Here is an 18583-nt window from a genome sequence, read left to right as displayed (position 1 = left end):
CCTTTCTATTCAAGTGGCGCACCTATTTTAGCGTTAACAAACCAGATAGAACCCATTAATACCGCTGAAATTACTGCCGTACCAATCCTACCTGTAGAGGTTTGCGTCATAAAAGAAACATAGGTGTCATTGGTCATGATTTGATAGATAGCGAACATTGGAATGGAACCTAACATAATGTAGGCTTCTCTGACAGGACCTGCCAGTTCTTTTTTCATAGAGGCTTTTGCTTTTCTGTTTTCCTCAAATTGTGAATACGCTTGAGTTAACAGCTTCTTGCGAATTTCATCTGTACCCAAAGAGGAGGCAATTTTATAATAGTCGGCTAAACGAGCCATATACTTATTACCTGTTCTCCGTGCCATGTTATCCATAGCCTCACCTACAGGAACCCCTACTTGGATTTCCAACACCGTTTGCTTAATTTCGGAATACATCGGTTCTTCACCTACGAATTCATCCAGTGTTAGTTTAAGAGATTTACTAAAATCTCTTGTTGTTTCATACCGTTTGATAACCATCTGCATGAACGGACCTATCTGGCGTTCCATCATCTTAACCCGCTTGTTTTTTAAGAAGGTAATGACCTGTCTTGGCAACATATATCCAATTACCAGGAACATGATGGCTAAAAGAGGGTTATTCATGATAATCCCAACTAAGATAGCAACACCTATTGCCGAACCAATTGACATCATGAGATACTCTGCATAAGATAAATGATATCCAGCTTGCAAACAAAGTGTTTCAATTGCATATCGCTTGGAGAATTTAACTTTTTGCTCGGAGAATCGTTCCAATGATTTCTTTAATACATTCTCACGAAGAATATTTTTCGACTGTTGTTTTCGTCTATCTATTACGCTGTCAGATTTCCCATTCATATTGCGTATCAGGATGGTTATCAGCATCAGAACAATAAAGATGACTACATATAATCCCATTTGCTCACCTGCCTTTACTCAATAGTTTTTGTTTATGAGATTATAGATATATCCTCGCATTTCATTCCAGATATATTATAATCAACCCTTAGTTGAATATAGCATATAGTCAAAAAGCAAGGAATAAAAAAAATGCTTTATGCGGTTTTGGCTAATTCTTCGGGTTTTTCCATCCATTTCTCCAACTCTTCAAGTGGAATACCACGTCGTAACATTTTATCCACTTTATCTTGTGAAATTTTTCCTTCTAACACAAAATCTTTTTTTCTAAAGTCGTATCGGAAAATGGTCTTGATATCCACACGTTTGTTCGTAAAGTCATAATTAACTTCACAAATGCTGGTTATTTTCCGTCCAACACCTGGGATGTTATCCTGGATAGCTACATAGTCTACTGCAGAACCAATGATACGCTCTACAACGTCGATACCAAGTGTAGGCATTGCCATCAGGTATTTGGTTACAAGGCGGTTAACGATATTCCACGGATTTCCTCCATGCATGGTGAAAATCGTGCTGTGTCCAGTCTCCATGCCTTCAACGGCGGCTTCTGCCTCTTCTCCCCGCACTTCTCCAACCACGATATATTTGGGTTTCAAACGAAGTGCCGTAATGATTAATTTGCCTAACGGAACCGCTTGGGCTTTATCATCACTTTTAACAGATACCAACTCCAACGTATGGTCATTTTTCGGAAATAACTCCTGTGTATCTTCACATACAAGCATCCGTTTATTGGCTTTCGTGACGTAATGGTCAAGTAAAGCACGAATCGTTGTGGTTTTACCTGAACCTGTAAGACCAGCATAGATGATGTTGCATTCCCCTACAATCAACATGCCAAGAAAATCGGAAATTTGCTCAGTTAACACATTCCAACCAATGAGTTGTTCTCTGGTAATGTGGTCTTCTGCGTGTTTACGCAGGGTTAAGGAATAATCTCGTGGCGATACACTAGGAGATGTGGCGCAACCCCTGTCTTGATAGAGTTCAAAGTCCACAATCTTCTTATCACCCAGGTTGATTTCCTTACCTGCTTCCCGCATAAATCGTTCCAGTGTGTCTTTAAAATGTTTCGGGCTTCTGAATGTTTTTTGATATTTGACGTTCGTTCCACCCTTTTCTACGTAGATAGTTTTCCAGTCAATGACGTAAATATCCGAAATTTCAGGGTCGGCAAAGGCGTTTTCCAAAACCGAATAACCTGCAAATTCACCAACCATTTCCTCAAGAAAATCGTTTGTTTTTTCACCGTCATACCCGCGTACTCGAATGTTTTTGCTGAATATAATCTCAGTAAGTAATTGTCGGTAAGTTGATTTTTTTCTTCGTAAATATTCTTTGTCTTTGATAACAATTTCATCTTTTTTAGAAGAAGTTTGTTGATTCACTTCCATTGCTGTTCCTAGCTTTTCTTTTAACTCTCCTTGAATAATTTCAATTGCTTCATCGTAATCAAGTAACGCTCCGTTATCTTGTTTTTGCCGATTCACTTGCGCAATTTGTTTTCTAAAGGAATGAAAATCATTCTCCACTATTTGTCTCCTCCTCTTTTATCGTAATTTTTTTACCGTGAAAAGAATTTGCCTTTTCGCTTTTTGTCATCTTTCGAAGCTAGGTATTCTTCTTCGATTTCTTTAAAATTCTTGATGGGCCAGATTTGGTTGGCGACTTTTAAAATCTCGTATCTCGCTTTTAACGTGTATTTTTTATCGTCCAATACAACAGGCGTTCCCTCGTATAAACGATTTAAGAACACTGTTTTTGGAAGCATTGGCACTCTGGCTTCTAATTTAAAATCAGAGTCATCTAAATGGTCAGCCGTAAAAATAAGTTCCTCAATATCCGAACCCGAAGCCAATGATTCTTTCGGGTCGTTTACAATGTCCTCGTTCAATACATATTTCACTTTGTCGGCAATGCCCATCTCTTTTAGAATGCTTTTATACCTAGCGTTATTACGAACGTTGTTAAAGTCCAGATTGAGCACATAGTAGCAACTTTTTGCCATTTGAAGTAAAGGGAAGGTTGTAATGTGGGTTAAGGAAGAGTTGGAATCCACCACGACGATATCGTATTCTTTGGCAATGGAATCAAGAAGATAAATATAGTAGTAAGGTTTGATGCTTTCAATTTGCTCAAAGGTAAGCTGTGAACCAACTAAAGCTTCGAGGTTTTTCACTCGATAGAAAGGCTTAAAACAACTTTTAATAAATGTGTTTACTTCTTCGGTTTGTTCCAGTGTGCCAACAAAATTACCGTTCTCGTTTACAATGGTTGAGATTTTTTCCATTACGGCTTTGAGGTTCTTTTTATCATCTTCAATTTGTAGAAGTGTACCAACGGATAGATTTTGTAAGTCAGCTTCGATTAGAGCTACTCTTGGTTTTTTACCATCCTTGTTTTCTACACCAAAGTTAGCAATGGCAGTGGCTACATTTGTTGAAAGAAAGCTTTTACCTGTACCAGGCTTAATGGAGGAAACCACATGTAAATTTTTATAGATATCTTCATCCTCTTCGTTCTCTTTTTCTTGAGGAATCTCAATTTCAATCAAGGATTCCTTATTTGCTTTGGATGTGGATTCTTTAACCCGTTTGGTAAGATACGACATGCTCTCGGCATCTTTTGGGTTGTCTAATATGTTTCTAAGCATTTGGACACTAATACTCTTCTCATGTATAATGTCATAAATTCCTGCCATAACGAGTACACCAAGTGCATTCACTTTCGGTTCATCCCGTAAATCAACATGTCCAGCCAGATAGATTATGCGGAGATTTGGAAATTTCATGCCCAATTGAAGCATGATTTGAAGCAAGGATTCATGTCCTGATAGACCTTCGCTCAACAGCAAAATATCAGGAGAAAAATATTCACAGGCTTCCACTACTTCATTTTTGTACTCTACCGCATTAACGACCTCATACCCTTCAAATTTTGCAATCGTTTCATCAATTATTTTTTGTCCTGTTGCTACTAACACTTTTTTCATTAGAAGTGAAAACACGCCATTCACATCGAAATAAACGCAAACAGCGTGTTTTCATTGCACCTCCCTGCCTTTTATTTTTGGTACTGGTTATTATCTACGATAGTTGCTCTTCCTGTTTCAGCACTTGCTTTATCTGCAAATACTTTGCTGTAATCACCCAAGACAAAGCCTAATGTTTCATAAGATTGGTTGTCGTCAAAACGCCCAACCATGCTTACTTTTCCGCCATTTTCTCTTACTTGGATTTCTTCTGCTTGGTCTAAAGAAACAGCCAACGTAACAATGCCGATTTTGTTGTTAGAGCTAGAAGTATCAATTTTTTGACTTGAAGCGTTAGCTCCCGCAATTTCAGCTTTGGATTTGGTGGAGTGGTCAACATATTTGTACCCATCATCGGTTGCTACGTTATATACGTAAACGTTTTGTAGGAAGACTTTTGAGTACTTAAATGGTGTTTGTTGTCCACCAATATTTTTGGTTCCTTCGCCCGTAAATACGAGGTCAACCTTGTCTCCTCGTTTGATGTTACCAGCGAAGCTATCTACGTAAGTGACAGGGATGGATATTTTTCGTAATTTAGACATATCCATGCTGGCAAATGGGTCTGTTTGGTCTTTTCGCACCAATTCTTGCTTGTACACATATTGACCCTTATAAGCGTTTGAATTCAGGTATTTCCCCACAATATCTTTGGGATTAACAGCAAAATTCGTAGATACCGCTTTAGATGGAATTGAGACGGCTGATAAATCCGCTTGGGTTACTTGCGTATTTACCCCAATGTCTTTATTAAAGACATAGACCTGCTTGGGTTGAACTTCATTTTGCGTATAGTTATAAAAAGCGAGGGAGAAGCCTGCAACAATCGCTAATTGCATCCCTAAAATAATGGCTCTTTTTTTCTTCAAAGATTTACACCTCCTATGATTTTAAACAATCAACTTTTCTATTTTTTGAAAAGCCGTTTGTAAGCTTGAATTTTTTGAGTAAAGCGTAACAGGAAGTCCTAAAAAGTTTGCATTAATAAACTCTTTGTTAAAAAGAGGAACCGTGGTTAAATTGCTGACCTGAATCCAATCCTCTATTTCCTTTAGGGACAAATCCGATTTCTCAAATTTATTGATGATATAGTAAAGCTTTTTGTCGAGATTTATTCCTTTCTTGGCTACTTCGTTTAATTTGTAGATAGAATAGCCAATGGTACTGACATCTTGTGTAAGTGTAAGCAATACTTTATTGGAATAAATTAAGGCGTTGTGGGTTACTTCGTGGTTAACATCCTGCGGAACATCTAAAATAATGAAGTCATAATCCAGTTGGAACATGAGGTAGAGGAATAATTCTTTAGAAAGTGACAGATTTACTCTGTTTTCAATTTCATCACCGCTTTGTCTGGTTAGGTACTTTTTGGAGAAAAATAAGAAGTCTAATGTTGAGGGAAACTTCCTGTAATTTTTTTGCATGAGGCTTTCTGCTTGCTTTAAATCTTCTGATTTAATAACCGCTTCTTCTACTTTTTCAAACTGATTGTTTTCCAAAGCGATTAAAGCTGAATCGATGCCGTTCTCCAGATGACCTAATTCATACCAGTAACTAACAGATGGTGTTTTGTCATCAAACTCTACAAAAATTGTCCGTAAACCTTTTCGAGCCAAAGATAACGCAGTATTAAATGCGATAGAAGAATTCCCAACGCCGCTTTTACTACCTATGAATGTGATGATTTTTTGTTTGGTGGTTGCCACCATTTTTTGTCCAAGCGAACTGCTAATATCGGATTTCGTCTTTAACTTATCCAAGAAGCTCTTTTTTGTTGCTTCCCTTGGCGGTTCTTTTTGTTTAGCTGGCTCTTTCGGCGGTTCTGGCGGTGATTCTTTTACTCTTTTTTTCTGAGGGGGTACTTCTTGGACGCTCTCCACTTTATCCTTTTCTTCTTTAACAGGTTCCATTACTTCCGCTACTGGTACTTCTACTGGAACATCAGGTTTGACCAACACAGGGGGTTCGTTTTGAGGCGTTGTTTCCTTAACTGTCTTGGAAGAATCAATGTAAATTTCTTTGATAATTTCCTTTTCTTGAACAACCGTTGTTGGGGCTTGAAATAAAACCTCATTTTTTCTTTCATCCAAGACAGGAACAGGTTGTAAGTGCTGGACATCCTTGTATTCGTTTGGTTTGCGAATCAAAGCGACAATCTCTTGCGCTCGTACCTTTTCTCCTTGCAATATGTCATAGACACCGTAGTTAACAAGTGTAGCAAGTAGAGCATCACCAGGCTCACGTTTTCCCGCAATAAACACAATCCGTTTTTTAGGGAATTTATTTCGTATTTCATAGACAATACTAAGGATATTTTCTTTCCCGTCCAGCGTTTCACGAATAACCACGATATCAGGATTTTTCTGCCCAATAGCCCGAATAATGCCTTCCCTATACACCGTTGTCCCTACGAAGAGAAATTCTTTTTTAAGGTTTTTTTCTAAGAAATCTTCCAATTGACGAAAACCTACCGCTAATAAAATTTTCTCCATGTTCTTTCGACACCTCCTTTTCCGATTGACATAAATCATTGTGAATTCATTATTCCATGATTAAATCGTTCACTCAATGTGTTTTCTGTTTGACCTTGTTCGATAATCTTATTGATTTTATTCAATATATATTCATTTATGTATTATATTCAATATACAAGAAAATAAAAAAACACAGGGCATATTGCTCCCCTATGTTTTCATGATTTTGACTTATAAATGTCAATTACTTATCAAGTTCCTTGTACTTATTGATAAGTTCCATCAACTCTATGGACTCTCTATACTTTGTATCATTACCCCAAACTGCTTCATCCATTTTTGTAATGATTTCTACAATCATTTCTTTTTGTTTATTTGGGATAAGTCGTCCGTTGATAGTAAATCCATTTGAATAGATAACTTGAGCAAAACCTTGAACCTTCGTCGTATCCTCTTTAATGCCAGCGATTTTCAACATTTCTTCAATCGGAACCTCAAAGGCTTTAGCAAGTTTCTCAATGATTCGATAACTAGGAGCTTTTCGCTCACTCTTCTCGATACGATTGATATAGGAAGGACTAATTCCTGTTAAATCCGCAACGGTTTGAAGGGATAAACCTTTCCCTTTCCTTACTTGCTTAATGTAAGAGCCGAAGCCTTCTGTAATCGCTCGTTCAATGCGATTGGAAAGCAAACGAAATTTCCGCTCAAATCTCCCTTTAACAAACTCAAATGCCTTCTCGCTTGGAACGTCTTTTTCTTTGTCGATTCGAAACTCGAAGTTATTTAATACTTTATCAAGTTCTTCATCGGTTAATGTAAGTTCCCCAATCATTTGTTCAAGCTTACCAACAGCTTGCTTATGCGCTTCTTTTGGAATAGGCTCCTGCGTTTCTTCAGCTATCGCCTCTGCTTCTTCTGCTTTCTTTACTTGTTCAATGAGTGGATAAACACTGCTTAATTCTAAAGTTTTTGCCTTATCAACAAATTTTTCATACCAGCCTTTTTTTTCCTCTGGACTTGCCATAACCCTTACCTCCTCTGATTGTGGAAACGTTCTTAAAACTGATTAAGTATTTGAACCTGGTTAAGCGTAAAGATGAATTATCTAACCTGATTTTTTTCTATTATTTGCTATTATTATATCCACAAATTTATTCCTTTATAATCGACGAAATCGTGTCATTGACTAAAACCAATATCGGTTGACTGATTTTGGTTATTCACATATAATATAGACTATAGTCAATAAAGATTTATATAAAGGAGGAAAAATTATCGTGTCTGATTTTAAGCTTACAAGAGGTACAAAAGAACTCATTAAAACTGCTATCCAGGAAACACAATCCAACAATCGCTATGAACTTTGTGCAAAAATCGCTGAGATGGTTGAAGCCAAATATAGCGGTTTAAATCTGGAATATCAGTTAGAGCGAATGGGGCTTCAAACAACCAAGAAGATTTTAAATGCAATTGATACTTATTTTTACAAACATATCAAAAATTAGCATTCAATATCATGGCTGTATAACGCTCTCGTTACTACAAGTCTATAATAGCAACGATTTCGCTTAAAGTCAAATAATTTTTATGCAATTATTTTATAATTAAGCCTAAAGTCAACACACGATAATATTATCCTTCCTACTTACCTCCTACAACCTACACAAATCCATAGTTGATTATGTTTTAAAATGCCTTTACATACAATAGGAGTAAAGGCATTTTATTATAATGAAACCGTTAAAGAGAGAGGGGAAGAGAATGAAAAATGCCATCAAAGATATTCTAAAATCTCTTTCTCAAAGGGATGTTGAAGCATTACGTTCGATTTACATGTTTCGTTGTTTAACGCAACAACAACTTTATCAATTACATTACAGTAAATCTCTACTGACCAATGAAGCTATTTCCAATGAAACAGCGATAAAAAAAATCAGTGAGCTACTTTCTTTTCATTTAATAGAAGAGGTAGAAAGAATCACAAAAATCTTTGGTGAGTCTGAACCTGTTTACTTTTTAACTCCTCTAGGTATTGAAGTGATTCGCTATTGCTTTGATTTACCTACTAATATATACGATGCGAAAAAACAAGTTGTAAAACGAGGCTATTATCGAGCATCCGAGCTAAAGATTTATCCTAAGAACATTAATCACCAAGTCCATCAAAATCAATTCGTTATCGATTTTATGCTTCAAAATGAAGGAGTTAATTGGAAGTATTACGATGAAAAATATGTGGGTCAATTTACCAGTATCCGACCTGATGGTATGATAACCATGCTTGATACGGATTTTTTTATTGAAATGGACATGGCAACGGAAAGTAAAAAACAACTCTTTGAGAAATGGGAAAACTACCGAAACTTTTTAAATTCAAGAGAATACGCCTATAAAGAAAGAAAAATTGTGGTGCTTTTTATCTGTGATGGAACCGCTCGTACGCAGGAACGGGCAGACCTCGTAAGATATACCATTTATGAACGTATCATTGATATTATGGATGCAGATTTTGAAATCTACATTGGCACAAAAGAGGAACTGCTTACACTCCTCCATGATAAATTAATCCCCTCTTTAAAAGGGGAACTTCCTATCTACCGTTCTATTCAGCAGATATTCACTGAAAAACACAGTTTTGATGTTGCGAGTGGCTATATCCTTAAAGATACTTTTGAAGGAACCGAACATGGGCTTTATATCCGAAAAGTCAAAGACAACAATCATATTTTGGTTGAGAATAAGCGGGTTCAGGAATTCGTTGTGGACGAGTATTCCTATAGCCCACTTTCCGTGATTAGCAAAATCGCTTATTCGGATAAACACAATGCCTTCTTCAAGCGGAAATTCAATCGGGATATTTGTTATATCGTGATTGCAGAGAGTGAACAACAAATCCAGCGAGATTTAAAAGTGGTGGATTTAATTGGTGTAAAAAACGTTTATTTTACTACATTTGAACGATTAAATAGCCTCCCCTTTCATGAAGCTCTTTTTCAGTTCGATTTTTTGGGTAATATCCATCATTTTGCCAATAGTGGTTTGGAAGAACGCATTTTTGAACAGACCATGAAAATAGAAGCATAAGAAAGCCCCCTAACCGATACTTTGTTAGGGGGTCTTTATTTAATCATAAACAACGTTCTTTTATGTTTCATTAAATGTTTACATATTTGTTTACACGTACATTCCTTCTATCTCCATACGCTCTTGCTTCAGTACTCTCCCATATGCGGTCTGAAAAAAAGTCCGTTGTTTTTCAATTCCCACGAATCCACGATTCATCTCTTTCGCCCCTAACGGAATTGAACCTCCTCCCATAAAGGGGTCAAGAATGACATGCGATTCGTCTAAAGAGAATACCTCTAATATGTTCTTTATCAACCCGACAGGTTTTTCAGTAGGATGAAAAACATTCTTTCGATTGGCTGGATAAACAAATTTATTGTCTGGAATTTTACCATCAGGGCAATAAAATCCCCCAATCCTATCACGTAGGATGCAGTCCGTAAGCGTTCCTTTATAGGGTTTCATCGCAAACAAAATGGGTTCAAAAATAGGGGCTAAGTTCCCAATACGGTAATTATCAAATTGCGTGTCATGCATGCCTCTTCTCTCTAGCACCTTTTGAACTCGTTGTGCTTTTTTGTGCGCTTTATCTTTTTCCCATATAAGGATATCCCGAATGACAAACCCTTCATCTTCTAATGCGCTGGCTACTCGATGCAAATAACGACGTGAGGAGAAAAGAAGAATCGGTGACCCTTCCTTGGTTACACGATACAATTCTTTTATCCAACTACGACACCACTCATAATATTCGTAAGAAGCATTGCGGTCATCTTTTGACCAACCGTTTATAGGCTTTCCCCTCTTTTTAAAGGAAGCGTTTTTTAATTGAGCAGGAGAACTTCCAAGTAAGGCGGAGTTTTTGTTTTGGTGAAGAACATCCCATTCATCAAATGAAATGTTGTAAGGAATATCAGATAGGACAATGTCGATGGAGTTTGGTTCCAAACTTTTCAATTCTTCCCTACTGTCTCCATGAATCAGTAATTGTGGCTTCATGATGGTTTTCTTACTCGATAGGATGCCACTCTATCATTAGACATTTCGACATACTCTTTTTCTTGGTCAATGGCTACAAAATCGACACCTGCTACTGCACACGCAAGAGGCGTCGTTCCACTTCCTGAGAACGGTTCTAAACAAACCCCACCAGGAGGCGTAACCATGCGAACCAACTGTTCGATTAAATGCAAGGGTTTCACGGTTAAGTAGGGTGATTCGTTTACACGAATCACCCTATCACCACTCCCTTCGAAATACACCCGTAAATGTTCAGGTATATCGCTTCTTCTATATCCCAATTTCATACCTCCTCTTTTCATTCAAACGCTTTATCAAGGTGTAGCTTCTAATTTTTTAATAAGATTTCTTTTTACAATGAGATTGGAGTTTTGTGACTCTTCTTGTACTCTTGTATAAATATCTTTCATTTGTTTCGTTTTCTTAATCTCTTTTCCAGTATTCATATCCATTGCATATCCATGCTCAAAATCCATACCATTGTTCATAAAAAAGTAGTTATCCGCAAGAAAACTACCATCCTGAAAAGGAATTTTTCGTTGTTTTACTTGACTGAACAAGTCTTGTCCATAAAAGAATGGATATTTTGCTTGAATACCTAGCAAATGAAGCATCGATGGCGTTACGTCAATATGTCCTGTAAGCTGATGGTCTTTTTTAACGACTTGATTATGGGGAAAATGAATAATGAGTGGTACACGTTTTGTGGATACCAACTGATAGGGTTGAATCGAAGGAAATAAAGGCTTCAAATCTTCCTGGCTAAATTCGGCATTATGGTCGCCATACATAACAATTACGGTATTGTCATATAATCCTTTTGCTTTTAAACGTTCGATTAACGTGCCTACCGCTTCATCTATATTATGAGAGGATTGTAGATAATCCCCTATTGGCGTTCCTTCCATTTTTCCTAATGACAATTCTTTTTTATTGGCAGGTAGTGTGAAAGGCGTGTGATTTTGGAGAGTGATTAAATAACTAAAGAACGGTTTTGGTAATTCTGCGAGTTTATCGACGCTTTGTTCAAAGAAACCTTTGTCAGAAATCGCCCAACCAATTTGATTATCAGATGTGACCGTGAACTTATTTTGGAAGTCACTGCGTTGAAATCCATAGGCTTTATGTGTATTGATTCGGTTCCAGAAAACCCCGCTGTATCCATGTGCAGACATCGTATAGTATCCATTGTCTTTGAGGATATTCGCAAGGCTATTGTAGTCATTGTGTCCATAAAGAACACTAACACTTCCCTGCTTTAATGGATAAATAGAGTTTAATACCTCTACTTCAGCATCCGAAGAGTGTCCATCGCCCACTTCTTGATAGTAGTTATCATTATAGTAACTTTCCTTTACCAATTGATTAATATGAGGAGTTATTTCTTGTCCATTTACTTTTAGTCCGACCAGGTAGCCCGATAATGATTCATTTTGAATCATGATGACGTTCTTCCCTTTTGCTATTCCATAAAGTGCATCCTTTGGTGTGGGTTCGGATTGAAAGGAATGTTTAATTTTTGTTAATTCCTCAGGAGTTACGGTAGGAGCGGTTATTTTTTCTTTTGTGAAGTAGAAAATATCTAACAAATGATAGTTGAAAACACCTATCAAACAGGAAGTAACGTGGTTTGAATTGCGATTTTCAAAACCCAGAGAAGATTGGTCAGAAAAATACACTGCTGAATATCCAATGATTAGAAAAGATGTGATAGTTATAATCTTTTTTTGCAAAGATGCGGGCTTTCTTTTTTCACCTATTGCCTCTTTTTTTATGAAAATGATTGGAGTTAGAACCAAAACATCAATAAAAAAAACGAAATCCTTCCAGTGAATCAGTTGATAAATCGAAGTCTTTATGGCATCCACTTGTCCAATTTGGAAGATTACTGCAATAGAGAGAAAATCGTGGAAATATCGGTTATACAAGATATCTGCAAAAAGGAAAAAAGAAAGAAACAAATCAGTAACAACAAGTCCTATCCTTCGATTTTTTGTAGACAGAAAGTAAAAAGCGAAACCTATCAACAATATTGAAAAGATACTAAACGCTTTTCCTTGATTTGTTAAAAACAAGCCTGATACATCTGTTTCCTTTGCAAAAAGTACAATCTTCAAATACATCAATACAACAAAGACTGATACATCCACAAAGGGATGTTGGAAAAACTTCTTGATAAATAGCTCACCCTTCCTTATATTCTTTAATACCAGATTTTTTAAGTTCACCCAAAACATAGTCACGTTGTTCTTGTGTTAAATCTGAACGTATCTGCAAGAGTTCTTCTTCCCAATTCCGCTCTTTTTTTGTGGCTTTTGAGCAGAAAAAGAATCGGCTGGCTTGTGGTAGTCGAGAATGAGATTTCGAGCGTTTTTGATTGGCATGCTGTTCATCTATTTTTTGTCCTGTGACTTCATCTATCATCACGTTAGATGGATACCTACCTTCTTTATGCGGTACATACGCAGTGGCATCATAATGTCCGTATATTCCATACTCACCCGTTGTTGCTTTTTGGTTTCCCGTGACACCATATTCAAATCGGTCATCCTCACCTCTTGGTATCCGACATCCATCGATATTTAACGCACCCGCTTCATGTTTTAAAAGGTTTTGAACGATTGTTTTTTCTTGAAGGGGTTTTCTTGCAAGACAAATCGGTTCGTTGGCTGGTTTTAGTGAGGTATTCCACCCAATCCACTTGGTTGCTTCTTGCTCCGCTTCTGCAGATTGTGACTTCCTCATCTTTTTTGCGACATTTTCACCTTTCGGCATGCCTTGTCCGTATATCCAACTCAACATACCTAAGTCATTTTGTTGGTTAACAAGTCGCTCGAAAGCGGCTACCTGTTCGGGTTGTAAGGATAGGAGGAAGTTTTTCAAATCCTCGTTTCCATCGTAAAAGACATCGATTTTATCACGAATTTCAAAACCTGCTTGTTCAATTGCCATCGTCATTTTGTGGTACGTTGAGGTAGCAGAAAAAGAAGCCAAGTGTCCTCCTGGTCGCAAAACACGCAGACATTCTTTCCAAAAATCTACGTCATAAGCGATTCCTGTCCCATCCCATTCCTTTCCCATAAACGCTATTTCGTACGGAGGGTCGGTAACAATGGAGTGAAAATAATTGTCAGGAAAGGTTTTTAAAATTTCTTTGCTATTACCGTGATAAATATGATTGTGTTGTACCACGCTATAAACTCCCTTCTGCCCTATTTCGCTTCTTCATCTTTGTGATAGGAAGTAAAAAGGATAGTGGGATTCATGGCTTTTAAGTCATCCAACATTTCTTGCTTGGTTTGCGCATCAAATCCAGCAATGTTTACATTTTCTTCTCTGACTTTATTGTTAAGGAAAATTTCTAACAGAAAGGCATCTTTCGCTCTGCGATACACTTTGATTTCACGTATTTGGTCTACATCTAAAACTTTATTGCCTTCAAACTCATTGAAATATTGAAAGGTCTTATTGTTAAAGGAACTTTGAAAGGGATTTTTTCGAAGCCCCATCATGTATTTCATGTCATAGAAGGTAAAAACAAAGGCAAAAAGACCACCTAATCCAAATAAAGCTTTTGCCCACCAGGTTATACCTGAAAACATAATCCCGAACATGCTAATACCTAGTACTGCCATTAGAGAACCTTTCCCTGTGACTTTCGCCATCTGTGTCGCATCCATAAAATAGATTTTGGATTTCTTCAATTCTGGTTCATTCATGAATTCCTTTTCTTCCAAGCGTTTAAGCTCCTTTCTCGTTTGATTTATTCAAAAAAGTTAGCATGGTTGCCATCCCCTTATCTCCTACACAGTCCTCGTTATAAAAGCGGTTCACCCACACTCGATTTACCTCCTACCTGATAGAGTTTGATTATAGTCAAGTTTAATTGACCTATTGTATATAGTATATTATAATTGAGAAAATCAAGATTTTGAATCTCTTGTTTGCTCTATTAACGTTTAATCATCACAGACATCTAGTAGAAAGGGGTTTTAAGGGCTATGCAAGTAATCATTACAGCTAAAAACTTTGAGTTAACAAAAGCAATTAAAGCATATATTGAAGAAAAGTTCGAAAAACTCGAAAAATATGCAGACAAAGATAAAGCCATTCGAGTAAATGTATCAACCCAAAATGGATTCCGAAAGGCTGAAGCAATTGCCTATCTCAATGGAGCCGTCATTAAACTCGACGAGACAACATCCGACCTTTATATCGCCATTGATATACTGGTTGATAAAATGAAGTATCAACTAAGTAAAACGGCAGATAAGCTTAAAGGACAAGAACACCGTTCCATTCGTTTCATGTCGGAGCGAAAAGTTAAGGAACCTGAGTCAGAAAATGAAAAACCTAAAATTGTTAAGCGAAAACAATTTGATTTAAAACCAATGACGGAAGAAGAAGCTTTGCTTCAAATGGAAGCACTAAATCATCAAACCTTTATCTTCTTCAACCCAGACACCGATACCATGTGCCTCTTATATAAGAGGAAAGATGGTAATTATGGAATTATTGAAAGTCTATATTAAAAAAAATGACGCCTCTACTCTGTAGAGGCGTCATTTTTTTTGTGAAGAAGTACGAATTTTTTATGTTTAAGTCATAATAATTCTTTTGTGGCGTGAAAAAGTATTGATTAAAGAAGAATATATCTCACTTTATCTTATATCAATTCATCTTCTTCATCATCCATAAACTTGATTTCTTTCGGTGAATCCCCTTCCTTACCTGTACTCGCACTCTTTGGTGTGGATTGTAACACGAAGTCATCGGTATATTCTTCATCTAGAGGAACATAATCTTTATTTTCTTTAGGTGTTTTTGCAGGAGTTTCTTCTTCAAAAGCAACGAAATTATCAACCGCCTGCTCTTTTACAACAACATCTTGCTGTTGAATAGAAGGTTGAACGGCAACAGGTTGTTCTGGCTCTTTTTCTTGAATGTAGGGTTTCTTGAAGATGTTTTCGTTGTATTCTTCTATCATTTTATCGAGTTTATCATTCAATTCTTTAGGAATGTATTCAATTTTACCAACGGCTGGTGTCTGAATACTATTGTTTTTGATAATACAATAGGTGATATATCCAAATTCACGATACATAATGTCAGAAGGAGAAAAACGGGCTTCCAGCTTTTCTGTTTCTCTTAGGCTCTCATTTGGATAACTGATTTTTTGAAATCCATAAATGGGGTTGAACTTTGCCCGTGATATGCCTTTTTGAACGGTTCTTTTTAAGATTTGACCAAACTGGTCAGAATAGAATTTGGCATCCATCGCATTACCACCAGGATAAATAATGATGTTGCGGGCGTTTGTAGAAACCAGTTCGATGAAGTCCTTCCCTTCTTGTCCTCTACCCATCCCTATCAATGCACGGTTTTGAGTAGCCAAGTGACTAGCCACACGGTAGGAACGACCTTGTGTGAGCATATCAGCAAATCCAGGGTTCGCATAAACTTGGAATTCGTCAATATATAAGAAGTGTGCTCGTCTTGTATTTTCATTTCCTGGTCTTCTGAAAACAGAGGCTTGGAATTGAAGAATAATAAAATAGCCAAGGTAACGTCCTAAGTCTCTCAATGTACCTTGTGCGGTAGCAATCGCAATCACTCCGCCTTCTTCTAAGTGTTTATCAAAGTCGATGTCATTTTTTCCTGCAGGTGGATTCAGTACTTTTCGTAGGTACTTGTTGGATACGATTTTGGCAACCGCAGTTCGTATTCCAGAAGTGTATTCATACGTCTTTGATTTTTCATTGAAGTAATCGTTCAAGAAATAAGCGGATATATCAGAGTTTTCTTTTGCAATTTCAGCGGTATCCACATTCAATCTTGAAAAAGACATGACCATTTTCCGCCCTACTCCACCAGGGTTGGCAATTAGAGTGTAGAGGTCTATGAACGTACAGTCATTTCCCATCATGCGTTTTAATACTTTTAAGCCATTCCGTAGCAAGATTTCATTTTGGTCTTGGAAGAATTGGCTTGAATCTCCACCACTTAACATTTTAAAGGTGGTTGCGATATTTTCAACAACATCTTCTTCCTTACCAAATAGCGGATTGAAGTATGGGCAATCAGGCAGGATAGGGTTGAAATAAAGTACCTTTCTTCCATAGTGTTGCGCCATTGCATACACTTTTTCAGCAAGGTCAGCTTTTGGCTCGATTACCGTGATTCCACATTCAAGGTTTTGCATATCTTGATTAATCATTGGGATAATCGTTTGAGACGTTTTACCTGAACCAGTAGGTCCTAAAATGAGCATATGAAGAAAGCGGTCTTTAAAGAGGAGAACTTCGTCTTTCTTTGTCTCAATATTAACAGCTAGTTTGACATCTCCTGACCTTCTCGTCGTATCGGATTTTTTTCCAAATCCCAACTTTTCTATTAAAGAGTTTTGATAGAAGTCATCTAAAAATTTCTTTGTCTCTTCTTTTCTCATTAGCGCAAATAACGAAATGCCAATGGCGACATTGAGAAAATAACTCAATTTGAATAGAGAACTTGCTTTTGTCTCACTAGTCGAGCCAAATGCTAACAAGAAAAGATTGTTAACCAGCGAAAATAAAAAGACAACCACCGCTAGTTTAAGTATGGTAAATCCATACTTCTTGTTTTTCTCATTTGCATAGTCTTTGCTTATCGCAAACGTTAAAAATAACAGGAAAAATAAGGCAACGGTAATTACAAAGATTCCTTGATGAAATAAATAACCAGATAAAAAATTAGCTATCTGCAAGGTAAATAAACCTGTCATAATCGCACTATGCTGTTCGGTTACAAACAACATGACTTTATTTAGTTTTTCTTTCGGGTCAGACACTTTTTCAACTCCTTTCTATTTTTATGGATGGATTGTGTTCGTATTGTTTGTAGAAGTTTGATTCTCAGCAGAAGAGGTTTGTTGGGACGAACCAGATGCATCAGGTTGCGTATTTGTTGGGGTATTCACGTCTATCCCATCTAATACCCCTTTGCCATTTTGAAGATTTTCTCTCATTTGTCTCCACTGACCAACGGTAAAACCTGAAGCTTTTCCTGTGGGGTCAAAAATGCCGTACAATTGTAGGGAATCATCTGCATTTTGCATGACATACCCGTCATAGGCTTGTCCATCCAAAACAAATTTGATTTTATAGACCATTTTTGTGTCAGGGAGCGATAATTTTATCTCCTTTAACATCGAACCTGATTCAATGGATTTGTCTACAACCGTTAGTTGTTTTTGACTCGGAACGGGGTCTAAACTATCAAAGCTGGCTACTACTTTTTCTCGCTCATCCTGATTCATGGTTAAAAAACCAATTAAGACATCCTCTGGGTCATGCAATCCTTTTACAATATTGACAGTACCCTCTGGCGTAGCGGGTTCATCGCCATCTCCATTGATATTGGACATTAACGAAGCATCATATTGTAAATCCGCTAACCCTTTGGCATTGTTAATGAAGTTATACTTATCAGCAAAAGGCTGTAACGTCGCATTTGCCCCTGCAAAATCAAATTTACGTAGACTGTCTCGTGCTTGATTTTCAGCATTTTTTGCGGTCGCTATATCCATTTCGGATTTATCAGGAGAAGGTGCTTCTGGTTTTCCATCCAATGGATTTATTTCTACTTTTGGTTGTACGGGTGCTACCGCTGTATGGGTTACTTTTTGCATCCCTTTAGGCGAGGACGTATGAGTATTCAGCATGGATTTCGAACTATAAATACTGATAGTTATGCCTGCTACAATGCCTACGGTTAATAGACCAACCACGACTTTTTTGTTTGGGTTAAGCTTTGGAAGTCGGTTCTTTTTCGGCTCTTTACTGCCCACATGTATCCCTCCTTTTTATTGTTTCTGGTCAATTATAGGTCAACATTCGACTATGCTCATATACATAATATGTAGAATCAGGTTTAATAATCAGGTCGAGAATGGTTGATAAAATAAAAGAGCCTCCCATATAGAGAGACTCCATTACTCCGTTTCGGTGATAATTCACCTCATATAAAACAAGGGTTTATCCTATTACGCCGAATTCGTGATA

The 18583-nt window shown here is 37.2% G+C and carries 16 protein-coding genes; 3 read left to right on the top strand and 13 right to left on the bottom strand.

The features are described from left to right. Positions 1–5: 5 nt before the first annotated feature. The 6 genes from PP175_RS27325 to PP175_RS27300 all read right to left on the bottom strand — a co-directional run bounded on the left by PP175_RS27325 (position 6) and on the right by PP175_RS27300 (position 7479). A complete protein-coding gene (locus PP175_RS27325) occupies positions 6–944 on the bottom strand; it encodes a type II secretion system F family protein (RefSeq protein WP_272443385.1) in 939 nt (312 codons plus the stop codon). A gap of 137 nt (positions 945–1081) precedes the next feature. Beyond that, positions 1082–2479: a TadA family conjugal transfer-associated ATPase gene (locus PP175_RS27320; protein WP_272444242.1), complete on the bottom strand. Its 1398-nt coding sequence runs from the start codon at positions 2477–2479 to the stop codon at positions 1082–1084. Between the two features lie 32 nt (positions 2480–2511). Then, positions 2512–3939, bottom strand: a complete 1428-nt coding sequence (locus PP175_RS27315; protein WP_272443383.1) for an ATPase — start codon at positions 3937–3939, stop codon at positions 2512–2514. 71 nt (positions 3940–4010) lie between these two features. Beyond that, the gene (cpaB, locus tag PP175_RS27310) at positions 4011–4847 is read right to left on the bottom strand and encodes a Flp pilus assembly protein CpaB (protein ID WP_272443382.1); all 837 of its coding nucleotides are present in this window, start codon (positions 4845–4847) and stop codon (positions 4011–4013) included. A 21-nt stretch (positions 4848–4868) separates the two neighbouring features. Further along, on the bottom strand, positions 4869–6470 hold the full coding sequence (locus tag PP175_RS27305; protein ID WP_272443381.1) for a CpaE/TadZ family protein: 1602 nt from the start codon (positions 6468–6470) through the stop codon (positions 4869–4871). Between the two features lie 226 nt (positions 6471–6696). Next, positions 6697–7479, bottom strand: a complete 783-nt coding sequence (locus PP175_RS27300; RefSeq protein WP_272444241.1) for a helix-turn-helix domain-containing protein — start codon at positions 7477–7479, stop codon at positions 6697–6699. Positions 7480–7732: 253 nt separating this feature from the next. Here PP175_RS27300 and PP175_RS27295 point away from each other — a divergent pair, with 253 nt between their 5' ends. Both PP175_RS27295 and PP175_RS27290 read left to right on the top strand, forming a co-directional pair. Continuing rightward, on the top strand, positions 7733–7960 hold the full coding sequence (locus PP175_RS27295) for a hypothetical protein (RefSeq protein WP_272444240.1): 228 nt from the start codon (positions 7733–7735) through the stop codon (positions 7958–7960). A gap of 256 nt (positions 7961–8216) precedes the next feature. Beyond that, positions 8217–9539 carry a replication-relaxation family protein gene (locus PP175_RS27290; RefSeq protein WP_272444239.1) on the top strand — a complete coding sequence of 441 codons (1323 nt, stop codon included), beginning with the start codon at positions 8217–8219 and terminating at the stop codon, positions 9537–9539. A gap of 90 nt (positions 9540–9629) precedes the next feature. Here PP175_RS27290 and PP175_RS27285 read toward each other — a convergent pair whose 3' ends face one another. Genes PP175_RS27285 through PP175_RS27265 form a run of 5 tightly spaced genes read right to left on the bottom strand, consistent with a single transcriptional unit; the run spans position 9630 to position 14278 of the window. After that, the gene (locus PP175_RS27285) at positions 9630–10520 is read right to left on the bottom strand and encodes a DNA-methyltransferase (RefSeq protein ID WP_272444238.1); all 891 of its coding nucleotides are present in this window, start codon (positions 10518–10520) and stop codon (positions 9630–9632) included. Beyond that, positions 10517–10822 carry a DNA methyltransferase gene (locus tag PP175_RS27280; RefSeq protein WP_272444237.1) on the bottom strand — a complete coding sequence of 102 codons (306 nt, stop codon included), beginning with the start codon at positions 10820–10822 and terminating at the stop codon, positions 10517–10519. Before PP175_RS27280 ends, PP175_RS27285 begins: the two co-directional genes overlap by 4 nt. Positions 10823–10855: 33 nt before the next feature. Beyond that, entirely contained in the window at positions 10856–12769 is a 1914-nt protein-coding gene (locus tag PP175_RS27275) for an LTA synthase family protein (protein WP_272444236.1), read from the bottom strand. Further along, entirely contained in the window at positions 12726–13733 is a 1008-nt protein-coding gene (locus tag PP175_RS27270) for a hypothetical protein (protein ID WP_272444235.1), read from the bottom strand. Before PP175_RS27270 ends, PP175_RS27275 begins: the two co-directional genes overlap by 44 nt. A 20-nt stretch (positions 13734–13753) precedes the next feature. Continuing rightward, entirely contained in the window at positions 13754–14278 is a 525-nt protein-coding gene (locus PP175_RS27265) for a hypothetical protein (protein WP_272444234.1), read from the bottom strand. Between the two features lie 264 nt (positions 14279–14542). On the opposite strand from PP175_RS27265, the gene hpf reads away from it, so the two are divergent. Next, on the top strand, positions 14543–15073 hold the full coding sequence (gene hpf, locus PP175_RS27260) for a ribosome hibernation-promoting factor, HPF/YfiA family (RefSeq protein ID WP_272444233.1): 531 nt from the start codon (positions 14543–14545) through the stop codon (positions 15071–15073). 134 nt (positions 15074–15207) lie between these two features. On the opposite strand, the gene PP175_RS27255 is transcribed toward hpf, so the two are convergent. Both PP175_RS27255 and PP175_RS27250 read right to left on the bottom strand, forming a co-directional pair. Next, complete coding sequence (locus PP175_RS27255; RefSeq protein ID WP_272444232.1) at positions 15208–17370, bottom strand: type IV secretory system conjugative DNA transfer family protein; 2163 nt, start codon at positions 17368–17370, stop codon at positions 15208–15210. A gap of 21 nt (positions 17371–17391) precedes the next feature. Further along, positions 17392–18369 (bottom strand): hypothetical protein, encoded by a 978-nt coding sequence (locus tag PP175_RS27250; protein ID WP_272444231.1) that lies wholly within the window; start codon positions 18367–18369, stop codon positions 17392–17394. Positions 18370–18583: the final 214 nt, after the last annotated feature.

The sequence above is a fragment of the Aneurinibacillus sp. Ricciae_BoGa-3 genome, assembly GCF_028421645.1.
In the GTDB taxonomy this organism is placed as follows: Bacteria; Bacillota; Bacilli; order Aneurinibacillales; family Aneurinibacillaceae; genus Aneurinibacillus_B.
This window is presented reverse-complemented; position numbering and strand designations above follow the sequence as displayed.

Excerpts from the sequence above, each read along its gene's own strand:
- PP175_RS27325 (WP_272443385.1), bottom strand. The coding sequence starts at position 944 with ATGGGATTATATGTAGTCATCTTTATTGTTCTGATGCTGATAACCATC.
- PP175_RS27315 (WP_272443383.1), bottom strand. The coding sequence starts at position 3,939 with ATGAAAAAAGTGTTAGTAGCAACAGGACAAAAAATAATTGATGAAACG.
- PP175_RS27305 (WP_272443381.1), bottom strand. The coding sequence starts at position 6,470 with ATGGAGAAAATTTTATTAGCGGTAGGTTTTCGTCAATTGGAAGATTTC.
- PP175_RS27300 (WP_272444241.1), bottom strand. The coding sequence starts at position 7,479 with ATGGCAAGTCCAGAGGAAAAAAAAGGCTGGTATGAAAAATTTGTTGAT.
- PP175_RS27290 (WP_272444239.1), top strand. The coding sequence starts at position 8,217 with ATGAAAAATGCCATCAAAGATATTCTAAAATCTCTTTCTCAAAGGGAT.
- PP175_RS27285 (WP_272444238.1), bottom strand. The coding sequence starts at position 10,520 with ATGAAGCCACAATTACTGATTCATGGAGACAGTAGGGAAGAATTGAAA.
- hpf (WP_272444233.1), top strand. The coding sequence starts at position 14,543 with ATGCAAGTAATCATTACAGCTAAAAACTTTGAGTTAACAAAAGCAATT.